Consider the following 14,503-nt stretch of genomic DNA (forward strand, 5'->3'; position numbering starts at 1 on the left):
TATGCACTGATTGTAGCACTACTGCCACCTAACTGTCCACCAATAATACTGCGAAGATAGCCTATCATCATATCGATGGGATACATATCTGCATGGCTGTGCGCCTCTTCATATTCCCCTATCTGTGTGCGGACATTCTGCACTCCGGCAAGCGCATTGTCAAAACAGCTTTCCATACAGGTTGTAGAAAATCTGCCCACATCAAGATAAGCAGACAGTTCTCTCTCAATATCCGCTACTTCCTCTGCTACCGCATCAAAGTCTGACCTGGCTCCCTGGATGTTCTCCTCCAGTCCCTCCATGGAATCCTGAGACATCTCTGCCAGCTGGTCAGAATCAATGTTATAATACCAGTCTGTGTAGAGTATAAAGCTGCTCCGGTAGGTTTCTATCGTATCTTTTATCATATTTGCAAGATTCATATGATAATCCCACATATAGCTTCTCACATGCTCTGCTGCCTCTCCGTGCATCTCCGACATGGCAGCAATCTCTACAATACTGCTTCTTACCGCATCTATCTGCTCTATCCACCGGTCAAGCTGTGCCAGAATCAGTTCCCGAATGCTGGTAATTTCTTCATACTTTACCTGAAATCCCATAACTTTCTCCACTCCCCCTATTTTGTCTTTATCATTTTCATCAAAGAAGCTTCTGCATCAACCAGTTCATCACGCAGTGTGAGAAGCTTCCCGGCATCCTGCGTCAGGAGGCTCTGATAATAACTCATCAGACCAATTAACTGTGAAAAGCCTGCCCGGTACGCTGTCATGGCATCCATTGATACATTTAAATCCGGAACTGTAAGCTGCTTTCCTTCTACCTCACCGGATACCGTTGAAAAAGAATGTACCTTTGATGTATAAACATTGGTATCTAATTTTATCAGCATAATGATGCCCTCCTAATTAGTATGTTTTTCCAGCCAGTTGCAAAGACTGTTCCAACTGCTCTGCAGCTTGCCGATATACTCATTCTTATTGTAGATTTCATTCTCTCTTCTTGTAATCTCATCACAAAGTGCATCCAGATCATATCCCAGATTGGTACAGACATTTCCGTATTCTGTTTTCAATGCACTGGAGGCAGAAATTGATGCATTATATAAATCTCCACGCCAGCCACTGTCTAATGTATATTTATCCTCAATACCATCCTTCTGGTTTCTCAGCGTATCTATGGCTGTCTCAAGTCTCGTTTTCAGTTCCTTTAATGTATTAAGTGTCCCCTCCATGGGAGCCAGACTGCTGCTTTCTAACTGCAAACTGCTCTTTACTGTGTTTAACTGCTGTTTTACCTGATTAATCTCCGCTGTACTGGTTGTACTCTTCTTTGTTGTTGAACTTCCTTTACTGCCGGAAGAGCTTTTCTTCGTCTTCGACATTTATCCTTTCCTCCTCATCTCTCCGACGCCTTCTTATGCTTCCTGTTCTTTCTTCAGCAGCTGCTCCTGCAGCACACTCAGATTGTTTTTAATATTTTCCTGCATCAGCTTCTCGTCTTCATCCTCATAACCGCGATATACTATTTTCTGAATATCCTTATGCTGAAAATATAACAGTGCATCTCCTATAACCCCTTCCGGATAGGTACACGCTCCATAATCAAAATATCTTTTTTCACCTTTGACTACTGCAAATGCACCTCTTGCTATAATCATAATTTTCTTTACGCCACCTTTAAGCTGCACAATACTTCCTAACGGCAAAAACTCTATATTTTCCTGTTCCATCTTTTTATCCTCCTGCTTATTTTTCTTTATTCTTCTCTGTCTTCACATTTCGGTATGCGGATACGCACATATGCTCCATTATGGAAAAGCAGACCATCACTTAACTGCGGCAATTCCTTTGCTGCAACTGTTCCAAAAATTCCTGTAGAACCAGGGTTGCCCACCAGCAGACCATCCGTAGTTGCTTTTGCAAATTTGGTAATCTCATCAAATCCTTTTAATTTACCGGAATTGGCTGTAAGAATAAATCGGATTCCACTGGACAATGCCCCACTCAATATCGGTGCCAGCAATACAGCTTTTAATTTCGTTGCCTCTACAAAGTCATCCCACTCATCTACCACGACATAACATGCATCCAGTTCCTGAACCAGACGGCGTGGTAACTGTTCCGGATGTTCCTTCATCTTCTGCTGCAGCTGCTGATTTCGTGCAGTCACCAGTCCCCCCAGTTCCATAAGAAACGCATCTATTCCATCTGCTCCGATATAATGAATCTCATCTCCGGACCTGTAATGATATAGTTCCATATCTTTCGAGTCTAATAAATATACTTTTCCTCTTCCTGTTATCTGTTCTAAAATAACCTTTAATGCATTCGTCTTTCCTCTTGCAGTCTCACCCAGAATTACAAATGGTGTTGTAAGACCTGCCGGAATACATTCCGGCAATACACTCTCTTTATTCAGTCCCAGCCAGATTGCCTTCTCTGCAGCGTTTTCTTCTGCTGTATGCTGTTTCTTTATCATTTCCATAAATGTTCTGATATTTAACTCATCCGGCAATACCGGGATTCTCGGTGCTACAGTATCCGGATAGCATGCATTTATCTGCTCAATACAGGCTTCTATACCCTGGTTATACTCCAGTTCATCTGTAAATGCAGTCATGACATAGACCTGCATGACACTTACCAGTCCATTGTATTTTATAAGTGTCCGTCCCTTTATCTCTGACTGTGAATAAGAACTTCGTCCCACAATTACATGCAAGTCTGATTCATCGAAAAGATAACCTGCCACTTTATTCTTAAAATTGTTATATGTAGAATACTTCATGGCATTACTTCGTGTTGCTGTTGCTGCCATATATATGCCAAGTCCGGTACCATCTCTGGATAATTTCTGGAAAAATTCTTCCGCTTCATATCCCAGTTCTTTGACCACATCATAATTGTCAATAGCAATTACTATTGCTTTTAATGTCTTTTCTGCCACCTGATTGTATACTTCAAAATTCTGTACCATCCGTTCTGCCAGTAATTTTTTACGCCGTTTTATCTCTGCCTGTATAAGATTGCAGAATTTACGGAATCGTTCTGTATCATCAAAACTGATATAGTCTGCCGTATGATGCAGGCGGTTCAATGGAATCAATCCACTGTTTCCAAAATCCAATATATAGAAGTTCAGATTCTCTACCCGGTTATGCATTGCCAGTGACAACAACACGGTTGTAAGAAATGCTGTTTTTCCATAACCTGCGGAAGCAATATATAAGAGATTTCCGTCTGTGGCAAAATCAAGCTGGTACTCCACCTGCTGCTGTTCTTCCGGAATATCTATCTTTCCAATCCGTGCAATCAGATTTAATGCATTTCCTTTCTCTGCCTGCTGGTCCGATACAATCTGTTCCGGCAACGGTGGCATCCACGGCCGTTTTACTTCCACGGTATCCATTGCCTCATATACTCTGTGGATATAATCTACCGTAGCATCCAGCTGCGTCATCATATTGCCGCCGGAAGCATGTTCATCACTTAAATCTTCATTTATCAGTTCACCCTGTCCAAGGTCATTCACCAGATAAACTCTGTCATCTACTTTTTCCTCTTCCTTTTCACTTACATAAGAAGCTCCACTCCATGCCGACTGGAATAATTCATAGATTTCATTATTTCCAACCTGAAGATAAGCTCTTCCGGGGATTGTAATATTGGCGGCATCCGGTGTCTTTAATATTTCTTTACTGTCTGCCTCATTCTGTACCATAAGTGCCAGTTTAAACTTGGAGTTTGTCCAGATCTGGTCATCTACAACTCCGGTTGGTTTCTGTGTTGCCAGTATCAGATGCACACCAAGGCTTCGTCCGATTCGCGCCGCCGATACCAGTTCCGTCATAAAATCCGGCTGTTCCTTTTTCAGCTCTGCAAACTCATCACTGATAATGAATAAATGCGGCAGTGGTTCCTTTGCCTCTCCATTCTGGAACAGCTTATGATATGCATTGATATGATTCACATCATAGCTGCTGAATATTTTCTGTCTTCTTGCCAGTTCACTCTTAATTGATGCCATGGCACGCATACTCTGTGCTCCATCCAGATTGGTGATTGTTCCCAGCAGATGCGGCAGATTCCGGAATAATCCTGCCATTCCACCACCTTTATAATCAATCAGTAAAAATGCCACCTCATACGGATGATAATTGACTGCCAGAGACAGTATATAAGACTGGATAATTTCCGATTTACCGGAACCTGTCGTTCCTGCTACAAGTCCATGGGGACCATGGGCTTTTTCATGCAGATTAAGATTGACATAATCTTCCTTGGCTCTTACCCCAAGCGGAACAGCCAGGGACTTTGCTGCATGATTTTTCTTCCATCGTTTTGCAATATCCAGTTCCTCCGGATGCTCCACCTGATACATTTCAAAAAATGTAATACTCTCCGGTATCTGTGCACTGATTCCCTGCATATGCTCCAGTGTACTTAAATTTCTTGCCATCCATTCCAAATTTATACCGCTGGTATCTGACAATTCAAAGGAAAGATTTTTCTCTTCCTTCTCTTCCATCAGAAGTGTTGCCTGACCGGAATTATGAAGCATAACTATTGTACCGATATTCTCAGGCAGATTTGCTCTCATATTTGTGGTGTAAATAATAGAAAATCCAAGGTTATCCCCTTCTTTATCCAGATATTCCATAATAGAATGGTCCATAATTAACTTTGGCTCATCTATAATAAATATAAGATGCGGCAGAAAACGGCTTTCCTTCTTACTTTCTTCTAATTTGTTTTTCCGGTTCTTAATCATCTGATGCAGGCTTCCAAGAATCTGGTCTCTCTTCCGCTCTGAATTTACAGTTCCCACTACATTTACCGCATGTATCCGTAAATGTGGATACCAACGCATCCACTGGAAATCAGCATCAAATCTGTTATTATAAATTGTTACGATTTCAAGGTCATGATAACTCTGAAAAAAAGTAAGCTGCGCCACAAGTAATTTCAATTGCTCATGAATAACGCTTTTCTCTCCCACCAGTCCCAGATGTGCTTTCTTTAAATCTACTACAACAGGCTGTTTCATCTTTGAAAATTCCCGCTTCAATTCCTGTGCTTCCAGTTCCAGCTCATCCGGTTTATCCTTTAATTCATCCGTAGAAAGGCGAATACGGAAATGACAATCTGCCATTACCTGTCCCAAAGATACATTCAGGAAATCATCATCATTAGAGCTTCTCTCATAGATTCTTGGACTGTACTGCCCAACCATCCGGGCAAGCTCCTTTACCTCCGGATAATTATAGTGATTTGCCTCTTCTTCATTCTGATATGCTGCATATATTTCCTTTCTTTTCTTTAACAGATATTCCCGATATGTTTTCTCCCGGAGCCTTTTATTCTCCTGACCTTCCTTACGGTCTGTTATATATTTAACCACCGTAAATATTGTTGTCATCACTGTGCCTGCTGCTGACATCAGCACATATAAACCACGCTTCATTAAAATACTGATTCCTACTGTCACACACAGCATCACAAGAGGCGGCACAATAAGTTGTACCAGACTCTCTTTCTTTCCATTCTGCTGTTCTTTTGGGCTGGTCAGACTAATTTCCAAATCCGGTATTCTTTTAATGATTCGAGGAGAACGTTTATACTTCGGATATCCTTCAAATGGAATTTCTTTTTCTTCCAGTTCCAATAATCCATCGGTATTGATATTCACCGTATCTTCGCATTCCACCTGTACACTTTTTTCCAGGAAGATAATTTTTCCCCGGGAAAAGCTTAATTCATCTCCATTGTTTATCTTTCCTTTACAGGCGGCTTCCCTTCCGTTCCAGTATATGTTCTCATAACCTTCTATTGTTACCTCATCATTCCTGACCCATAGCCTTGCCGGAAATCCTTCAATTCCAAGATTTCCATTTTTTCCGTCTATTGTAAAATTCTCTGTTCTCTGAAAGCTTCTCTTCATGCTATTCTTCCTCGGTATCGTATTTTTCCATCAATGGCTGCATCTTCTGTGCAATTTTCTCCAGCTCCTGTGTTTTCTCTTCTCCACTGAGACTGCTGTCTGTCTCTATCATGGATTTCTGTTTCATATAAGCATAAAGCAGCATTTCATCATCGGACTGCTGCATGGCAATATCAATTGCCTCTGAAATGTCATTTCTTCCAAGATATATCCAGTACTCCAATCTGGCTGGCGTCTCCTTTAAAGAAAGATTGCTTATAATATTCTCTTTCTGCTGCTGTGTCAGATTCTCACTTCTCACATAGGAATTGGCAAGAATATATTTCTGATATATATCCATATCTTTTACCGATATTTCCTGCATAGCATCCACACAGGATACATAATCAGCGGAAATATAGGCATTTTCTGCCGCAATTACTGCATCCTTATATGGCTCAGTACGGATGAAATCAACCAATGCATAGACCGCCAGTACTATTGCCAACAGCAATACCACAACAAACGATGCCTGCAATGTACGATACCGTCTTCGGTTCAGAAAAATCATTTTCACAGACCGTTCTGTCTCTATCTCCTGCTTACGCTGTTCCAACAGTCTGACCAGCTCTTCTACGGATTCCACCTGCCGTACCTTTTGCAGTATGCCACCCTTTAAAAGCTGCATTCCTCCCTGTACATAATCCGCATAACTGTACTGTTTCTGTAATGCATAGCCAATGAGTGCTTTATATTCTTCCATCCATTTCTGTTCATCATATTCTCTGTCTTCCCCGCAGATATCTCTCTGTTTTACATAGACCAGATGATTCCTGTCGTAATAAAGATTTTCCGGCTCTAATGTAAAGTAATATGATTTCCGGCATGCTGCCAGTAATTCTATATTTTCCAATACCGCCAGTCTTGTGGTAATATCTTCTTTTCGTATCTCTGTCATCGGTGTCAGTGCTTCCAGATTATAGGTTAAAAGCAGTTCCTCCCCTTCTTCCTCTATTTTCACTGCAATAAGACCTGTATCCGGATACATTAATTTCTGATAATCAAATATGCCTTCCGCCTGTAATGCTGATTTCTTTATTCTTTCTTCCATCTTTTCTCTCCCGTATCTTATTTTCTTCTGTCCTCTGTCTGCCTCTACTGTATGCAGAGAATATCTCCATCATAAATACTCTGCTGTTCATAGTTCTTATTCATGTCCAGAAATCTTCCCCTGCGTTCAGATTTCATTTCTTGTACCTCTTCCTGTGGCAGTTTTCCCGCTTCCTTTAAAATAAGCATGGTATCTATTATTTTCTGCTGTGGATTAACCTGTATATCTTCCTGCCAGCTTCCTTCACGATTCATAATTGTAAGTGTGAGCAACATTTTTCTTCCACCTTCCCTGTCTTCTCTTCCGATATTGCAGCAACAGCAGAATTCCCACTGCCAGCAGAATTCCGCATGCCGGAATCCAATACGCATCCAATGATGCGGTTACTTCTGCCTGCTGCTGCAGCTGCTGACTTCCTGTTGTTAAAAATAATTGTTCTTTTACAGCCTCTTCTTTTCCGGCATTTTCATCCATTTTCTTTATAAATACCTGTTCCTTTGTATCCTCATAGCTGCGTTGTTCCTTCTGCTGGTAATCTTTTACTTTTTCTTCATAATCATCCGTAAATACATCTGCTCCGTTTACATCCGTCAGCGACTGATAGGTCTGCGACCGGTTCTGCAGTACCGAAGGATTAATCTCTATTTTAGAATTATCTGTCACTTTACTTCTCCTGTTTCTGACAAAAGTATGGTCTTAAGGGATAGAAGAATCGGAAAGTCACAGGATGTGGCTTTCCGATTCTCTATTACATTACTCCAATCTTTCCGGCAATTTCACGGTCAATGTTCTGCATAGATGTAGATACATCACGTAACTGCTGTGCAATGGATGTAATTAATTCTGCAGTTGCAGAAAAGCTAGGCTCTAAGGAACTGAACTGATCATAAAATGCCTGACTGCTCTGTCCTGCCCATTCATCGCAAAGTGTAGAAACCATATTACGCATGGTACTTACTACCTGCTGGAATTCCTCACATCTTGCATCAAATTCATTTGCCTTTGTCTCCATCTGCTCCGGACTAATCCGGATGTTGTTTACATCTGCCATTTCTTTTGTCTCCTTTACTTTATATTGCAACGTCTTTCGACGGGTTGCTCTGTTCCTTGATTCTTCTGTGATAACTTCTGGCATAGCTTCCTAATATTCCCACCGCCAGAATTCCTAATATTCCATATAAAAGATATTCCACCCAACGTGAACTCTTCTGTTGTTCCCTGCTGCCGGTAACACTTTTCTGTGATACGGTATGATCCACCTCATCCTTTAAACGCTGGTAATCGCTGACCTGCAGCATCTGCGTTGGTTGTGCCACAAATTCATATACCTGTGTATATTCCATGCTTCCTACTCTTGTATAGGGAAGCTTTGCTGCAAAATCTGCCAATGCCGTCTGATTCTGACTGCTTGTAGTATTCTTCACTTCCTTTGCCGAAGCCAATGCATCTGTAACTGCCTGATTGGAAGTTTCTTTCGCTTCTTCCATGTGCTGCTGCAATGTCAATATATTTTCTGAAGTAGTCTGATACAATTTATCTGCATAATCCACATAAGACTGATTGCTGGTGTTGATTTCCTGCTGCATAAGTGCAGCATTTTCTCTCATGCTGCTCACGCTGTCATTCATCACTGTGGTATCCTGTCTTGGATGAAATCCATTTACGCTTCTTTGATAAGAATTAACTGCATCCTGTTCTTCTTTCTGGCTATTTTCTATCTCCTTTTTCACGAAATCTGTGCGGTCTGCCAATGGCTGTATACAACCACTCTGAGCCAGACCCGTAATGCCATCCACATCAACATTCTTCTGTGCCGCCACATCTGTCTGCATCGCATCACATAAAAGCCCGGTGTCTCTCAGCAAATCACGAAATCCCATCCTGCTGCCATCCCCGGTCTGCCAGCTTCCCTCAAATACCGGTAATGTATAATCTTCTGTCGTAATCTGTTCCAGTGATGCCTTAAGATATTCTCCCAATGCATCCACATCTCCCGTTACCTTTAGCTGCGTCTCTGTCTGTGCAACCGGCACTTCTCCATCCAGATATGCCTTTAAAAATTCCTTTGTAGAGGCATACCCCTGTTCTGTCAGAAATTCCATGATTTCTGTATCTGCATCACACTGCTCAAATATTTTTTCTACCGTAACCGCTGCTTCCGGTTCTTCTCCAGTATCTTCGCCTTCGCCTGATTCCGGTTCGTTTTTCTCTCCTTCTTCTGTTTTGCCTTCTTCTGTTTTGTCCTCTCCGGTTTTCTCTTCTCCGTTTTTGTCTTCTTCTGTTTTCTCTCCTTCTCCGGTTTTATCCTCTTCTCCGTCCCCGCCATCTGAATCTTCCGGCAGCAGAAATGCCTTTAATATTTTGTCGATATAATTCTTGTTCTTTACATTTTCTTCAATTGCATTCTGTTCCAGTGCAATGGTAATAACCGGCGGTTCTTCCATTCCTTCTACCTGACTGCAGGTCAGTTCATATGCTACTGTTCCATCTTCTGTCTCTGCTTCCTTCCATTGCAGTTTCGGCAGCTGAGCCTTCATTTCTCTGCCATAGGAATTCAGGTTCTGTATTCCTGCTGCTTCAATTCTCTGATTATAGTTTTCAATGCATTGCTGCAAATTCGTATCCAGTTGTTCTGTCACATTTTGAATCTGTGCAATCTGGGCAAGACGGCTGTTTTGTTCAGCAGTCTTTTCTCCGTTATATGCAAGCAATGTATCCTGCAGATTTCGAATCCCATCCCGATATAAAAGTTGCCCGTCTGCATCCGAAAGTAAATTGATTTCTCCTACGCCTTCTGATATTTCTTTTAAGGAACTGACCAGTTCATTTCCTGCTGTTCGCAAATCACTTAACTGTGCAGAAGCATCTGACAGATTTTCCCGATATGCACTGTCTACTGCCTGAATCAACTGCGCATTTTCCTCTGTATAATCCGAAATATCTAACGGTATTGTAGTGTCTTCCTGCTGTTTTAATTCCGGAACCGGAACCATGCTTACCAAATCAGATGCCTGTATTCCCTGTATTGCTTCTTTATCTGTAATGTCATTATTCATAACCATTGCAGATTCATCCTGCGCCGCATGAAATTCATCCATTATGTTACATAGATACATATATGTCATCTGACTGTTCAGTTGTTCCCCAAACTGAAGGACATCACCTAAAAGATCTTCTCTTGCATCCGCTGATACATCTTCACTGACTGCATACTGTAACTGCGATGCCGCCGGAACTGTATTTAAGCTTTCAACATTTTCCGAAAAATCTGATGGAATTATAATATAAGCACCGTATCGCCCTTCTTCTATTCCATTTCTGGCATCTTCTAATGAGGTATATATGAAATTATCATTTGGAAAATTTATGATCTGCTCCCCATAATAGACTTGTGTATTACCATCCGATATGCCGGTATCCAGATTCACAACTGCCACTCCCTGTGACTCCACCGTTCTTTCTACTGCTGTATTACCTGTCTGCAATGTAGTGTTTCCATTTATCTTACCGATTTGATATCCGGTAAAACCGCTTGTTCCCAGCAGCATAATGCACAAAAGAACAGTTATTACTTTCTTCCGTTTCATATCCTCTCTCCCTTTTCTTTTGTCTTTGTCGTATAGATTCTTTCTCTTTTTTTCGTAAATGTCAACCAAAAATATTCGACCTCATTTTCCCTTTATCTGTTCCTCTTTTTTTCTCTCCTGATTTTTCATTTTTCCTTATTTTCCGGGCATTTCAGCATACTTTTTCTAAAATTAGCAGATGATTAATTTCTATATCATTTTAAACTTAATTTAATCTGGTCGAATAAAAGTCGAAACAGTTTTCTCTGAACATCAAAGCAGTTTTTCCTTTTTTGTGTAATCTGCCATCTTGCTACTCGCGTAAACTACAAGAAACGCATTGCTTCCATAGCACCAAGTGCTATGGAAACAATGCGTTTAAAAATTATCCTACTTAACATATCTTTTGATTTTTAGCGTTCCAATGAAATGGAGGCGTGATATTAAAATCAATTCTTAATACATCTACTTGTACCTGTTTACCGTCTAAATTTACTAACTAATCCTTTGGCTACTATACGCAGACAATTTTTGATATATATATCCGCCCCTTCTCCACTCAATAAATTTTCTCTATCTTGACTATCATATGCTTGTGCAAAGAAACTTCCGCAGGGATATTTCCCCATATCCGGATCCTTTTATACAAATAATATATTTCTATATCAAGGATTATATTTTTTTATATAATTCTGCCAACTCCACCAACTCCATACCTAAATAATCTGAATAATCCCATGAGTCAATTATAATTCGAGGATAACTCAAAATAATATTTTTCTGTCTGCTACTAGTTTGAAGTTCACTCAATATAGTTTGCAACTGAACTATATTTCTCTCACTTTGTCCCTCTTTTACTTTTTCTATTTCTTCCTTTACTTTCTGTTGCAACTCACCATTTCTTTTAATGAACTGCTCTTCTAATGGCATTTTATCAACTCCTCCAAATTTACTTCAGTACATTTTCTCTATATTCCAAATATTTACTTACAACTCTTTTCTCCTCCATTTAATAACTCCCTTATGTCTTTGACTCTTTTTATACCCTCAGCATTCTTCCTGTATAACTTACCATCTTTATAAAAATAAAAATTAAATTCATTTTTTAACAAAACAGCCTTTAGCAAATTAATTGCTTCTTCAATACATTCTGTACTCAGATGATTTTTAAATTTACAAATTCGCTGCAAAGAATTAGATGCTTGTTCATCATCAAAAATTGATATATCAAATAGTGTTATATCATTTTCTATCACAATTCTATAATTATGAGGATAATACTTGTATTCTAATCTAAAAAAACCTCTGTTTTCAAAACTGCATATTGCTTCTGTTTTTTCGATATCTGTACCAAATATTTTACACATATATGAGTCAAACAGCTCAACATATTTATTATAAAAACTACTATCTAACCGCATGCCAAATTCCCCCTTCATCAACAAACTTATAACCATTATATCGTACCAGTGAAAAGCAGTGATTATCCGATTATGGCTACGGTACTTCACTTATGGGAAAGTATCTGGAAGATTTCCTTCTTACTACCAGTATGAATGCAGGAATACTTATTATACTTAAAAGTATTTGGTTTTTATTATCAGTAATAGAAACTACTGTCAGTATTATTTGTAATTGTCTGTGTTTATGAGACCTATGCGTTTTTATTTCTCTAATGCTCATAAATCATCTGAAAGTGAAACTTAATTACGAATTAAATCTTGAAAACACTGGTATTCTTACGGATTTCATTGAGCATCTGACAGTTACGGAAAACAAACTCAATGAAGCCTATAGTTTATGATATGGATACAGATAAATGGATTTTTTTGCTGGAAACCTCGTAACGAAATTGAAGGGCAATTTTTAATACATTTTTCTCAAATCTATCGAATATGAGATTTCCCAGCTTTATCAAAACATCAGTTCTGCGGAAAGCATATTTTTCTTTATCAACGGAAATAATGATACTGTAAGGCTTTCCTACATTGTACGAAAACTTTGTCCGACATTTTGGTCTGGATAAAATGATTAGGATACACAGAACTACAACCCTTTCAATTACCGCAAAAAAGATGAAAATGTCCAATTAAATTACCGCTTTTTTGACCGATTTTTATAATATAAATACCGCTATTCAATGCAAAAACACATCATCTCCACAGCACCAATTGCTATGAAAACAATGCATTTTAAGTCTAAAAATACAATGTTCAGTTTTGATTTCAGATGTCCTTATGTGGAGACATAATTAAAATAATATATTACCATTTTTGACATTCTTTGCTATAAAACAAATCCACATCAGATGCCGCATCGTACAACGCTTTTATAGATGCCAAACTGTCATATTCTGAAATCCCTCTCATTGTACCAATAAGTCCACCTTTAGAAGCAGGTAATGTACCATCCCGTAATTTTTTTATTACGACTTCAATTCTATTTTCATAATTATTTAAGTATTGACTTTTTTCATCATCTACCATTTTCTTGGCTTTATCAATTTCTTGTACTAATAGTTCCAATTTTTTTAATAATTCTTGTCTTTTATCCATAATAGCAATCTCCTTTAATTTGAAAAACTTCTAATCTCTGTTATCCAATCTGTATCAAATTGATTAAATAAATATTGAACTCCACCACCTGGTCTAGGGTCTGCAATCAATAATTGTTCTCTCGCAGTTCCTACAGCATACTTAACCTCCGTTCCAGCAGGAATTCTCGCAACTTTTACAGTATTTCTGTTTCCCCAATCTTTTGATAAAGCCAACTTATCCATATAATCATTCAATGTTGTAATTCCATTTGCTTCATCAACCGTTGTCCAGTAACATAAGGATGCATCTGGTGCGTCAGAACTATACTGCACTAATATTAAATCTTTATCTACTGTTGTCCTTATTTCATAACCATCATTAAAATTGGCTAATTCCCTATCAAATTTATAAGAATAATCTATTGTCGTTGCTGTGTTTCTACCACTCTCCCCTACATTTCCCAACTGCTGCGGTCTTTTTACGTTATTTACTACTTCCAGCTCTGCCTCACTGAGCGTTCCATATGTTGCTATTCCGGTTAGTGAGCCAACTACAAAGCCTGCCAGTGGACTGTTGGTTGCTTCTGTCATGCTCTTTTCCACATAGCTGCTGGCTGCCATCGTCAGTCCCTGCTTTGCATACTCTGTTACTACGGCCCTTCCTATGGATGTTCCTGCACTTACTGCTGCATTTGCTGCCATTCCTCCGGTCAGTATCAGGGAAGCAGCGATTGTCAATACATTTCCTATTAAATAATAGAGGTCCGGATTACTGGCAAATACTGTATCACGGATTGGATTAACCGATACCATTCTTGGGTCTCCTGTTACTCCTGCATAAACATCCTGACCACCTTCTACTGTATTTGCACATCCATATGCAGCTGTGCCTAATCCAATTGCTGCAACTCCCACTGTAGCCACTAAAGGAAGAGCCATACCACAGGTTGCTACGACAAGCATTCCTCCCAGAATCATGGTTCCGACTCCGACAAGTGTTTTCACAATGCCTTCTTCTGTTCTCAGTCGGATAGATTCCTGCCACTGCTGTTGCTGCAGTTCATAGAACTCCTCACAGGAGTTTACCCTGTCCTTCACCTGCTCGAGATATGTACTTAACATTCCATCCATCATCTGTGCCAGTTGGAAGGACTCTGTTGCATTCACAACCGATGCATCATATGCACTGATTGTAGCACTACTGCCACCTAACTGTCCACCAATAATACTGCGAAGATAACCTACCATCATATCGATGGGATACATGTCTGCATGGCTGTGTGCCTCTTCATATTCCCCTATCTGTGTACGGACATTCTGCACTCCGGCAAGCGCATTGTCAAAACAGCTTTCCATACAGGTTGTAGA

14 protein-coding genes are annotated in these 14,503 nt (G+C 39.7%); all 14 read right to left on the bottom strand.

The features are described 5' to 3' along the window. Nucleotides 1–602: T7SS effector LXG polymorphic toxin (locus DXB39_RS14195; protein ID WP_147343739.1), on the bottom strand; the 602-nt coding region annotated here is incomplete at its 3' end. Between the two features lie 17 nt (nt 603–619). Further along, nucleotides 620–892 carry a hypothetical protein gene (locus DXB39_RS14200; RefSeq protein WP_117901610.1) on the bottom strand — a complete coding sequence of 91 codons (273 nt, stop codon included), beginning with the start codon at nt 890–892 and terminating at the stop codon, nt 620–622. A 12-nt stretch (nt 893–904) separates the two neighbouring features. Beyond that, nucleotides 905–1,384, bottom strand: a complete 480-nt coding sequence (locus tag DXB39_RS14205) for a YwqH-like family protein (RefSeq protein ID WP_117699188.1) — start codon at nt 1,382–1,384, stop codon at nt 905–907. 33 nt (nt 1,385–1,417) lie between these two features. After that, nucleotides 1,418–1,732: a DUF4176 domain-containing protein gene (locus DXB39_RS14210; RefSeq protein WP_117699189.1), complete on the bottom strand. Its 315-nt coding sequence runs from the start codon at nt 1,730–1,732 to the stop codon at nt 1,418–1,420. 26 nt (nt 1,733–1,758) lie between these two features. Then, nucleotides 1,759–5,943 (bottom strand): type VII secretion protein EssC, encoded by a 4,185-nt coding sequence (gene essC, locus DXB39_RS14215; RefSeq protein WP_117842352.1) that lies wholly within the window; start codon nt 5,941–5,943, stop codon nt 1,759–1,761. A gap of 1 nt (nt 5,944) precedes the next feature. Continuing rightward, nucleotides 5,945–7,033: a type VII secretion protein EssB/YukC gene (locus tag DXB39_RS14220; protein WP_117699191.1), complete on the bottom strand. Its 1,089-nt coding sequence runs from the start codon at nt 7,031–7,033 to the stop codon at nt 5,945–5,947. Between the two features lie 44 nt (nt 7,034–7,077). Continuing rightward, nucleotides 7,078–7,308, bottom strand: a complete 231-nt coding sequence (locus DXB39_RS14225) for a hypothetical protein (protein WP_147326062.1) — start codon at nt 7,306–7,308, stop codon at nt 7,078–7,080. Then, complete coding sequence (locus DXB39_RS14230; protein ID WP_117842353.1) at nt 7,277–7,696, bottom strand: type VII secretion EssA family protein; 420 nt, start codon at nt 7,694–7,696, stop codon at nt 7,277–7,279. Before DXB39_RS14230 ends, DXB39_RS14225 begins: the two co-directional genes overlap by 32 nt. Nucleotides 7,697–7,781: 85 nt before the next feature. After that, nucleotides 7,782–8,084, bottom strand: coding sequence for a WXG100 family type VII secretion target (locus DXB39_RS14235; RefSeq protein ID WP_158552129.1), 303 nt, complete (start codon nt 8,082–8,084; stop codon nt 7,782–7,784). Nucleotides 8,085–8,103: 19 nt separating this feature from the next. Beyond that, nucleotides 8,104–10,620, bottom strand: a complete 2,517-nt coding sequence (locus DXB39_RS14240; protein WP_117842354.1) for a hypothetical protein — start codon at nt 10,618–10,620, stop codon at nt 8,104–8,106. A gap of 651 nt (nt 10,621–11,271) precedes the next feature. After that, nucleotides 11,272–11,529, bottom strand: a complete 258-nt coding sequence (locus tag DXB39_RS14245) for a hypothetical protein (RefSeq protein ID WP_117699196.1) — start codon at nt 11,527–11,529, stop codon at nt 11,272–11,274. 53 nt (nt 11,530–11,582) lie between these two features. Continuing rightward, on the bottom strand, nt 11,583–12,020 hold the full coding sequence (locus DXB39_RS14250; RefSeq protein ID WP_117842355.1) for a hypothetical protein: 438 nt from the start codon (nt 12,018–12,020) through the stop codon (nt 11,583–11,585). An 843-nt stretch (nt 12,021–12,863) separates the two neighbouring features. Beyond that, complete coding sequence (locus DXB39_RS14260) at nt 12,864–13,154, bottom strand: hypothetical protein (RefSeq protein WP_117699367.1); 291 nt, start codon at nt 13,152–13,154, stop codon at nt 12,864–12,866. Between the two features lie 14 nt (nt 13,155–13,168). Then, nucleotides 13,169–14,503: hypothetical protein (locus DXB39_RS14825; RefSeq protein WP_158566003.1), on the bottom strand; the 1,335-nt coding region annotated here is incomplete at its 5' end.

The organism is Roseburia sp. OM03-7AC, assembly GCF_003462625.1.
GTDB lineage: Bacteria > Bacillota > Clostridia > Lachnospirales > Lachnospiraceae > Roseburia_C > Roseburia_C amylophila.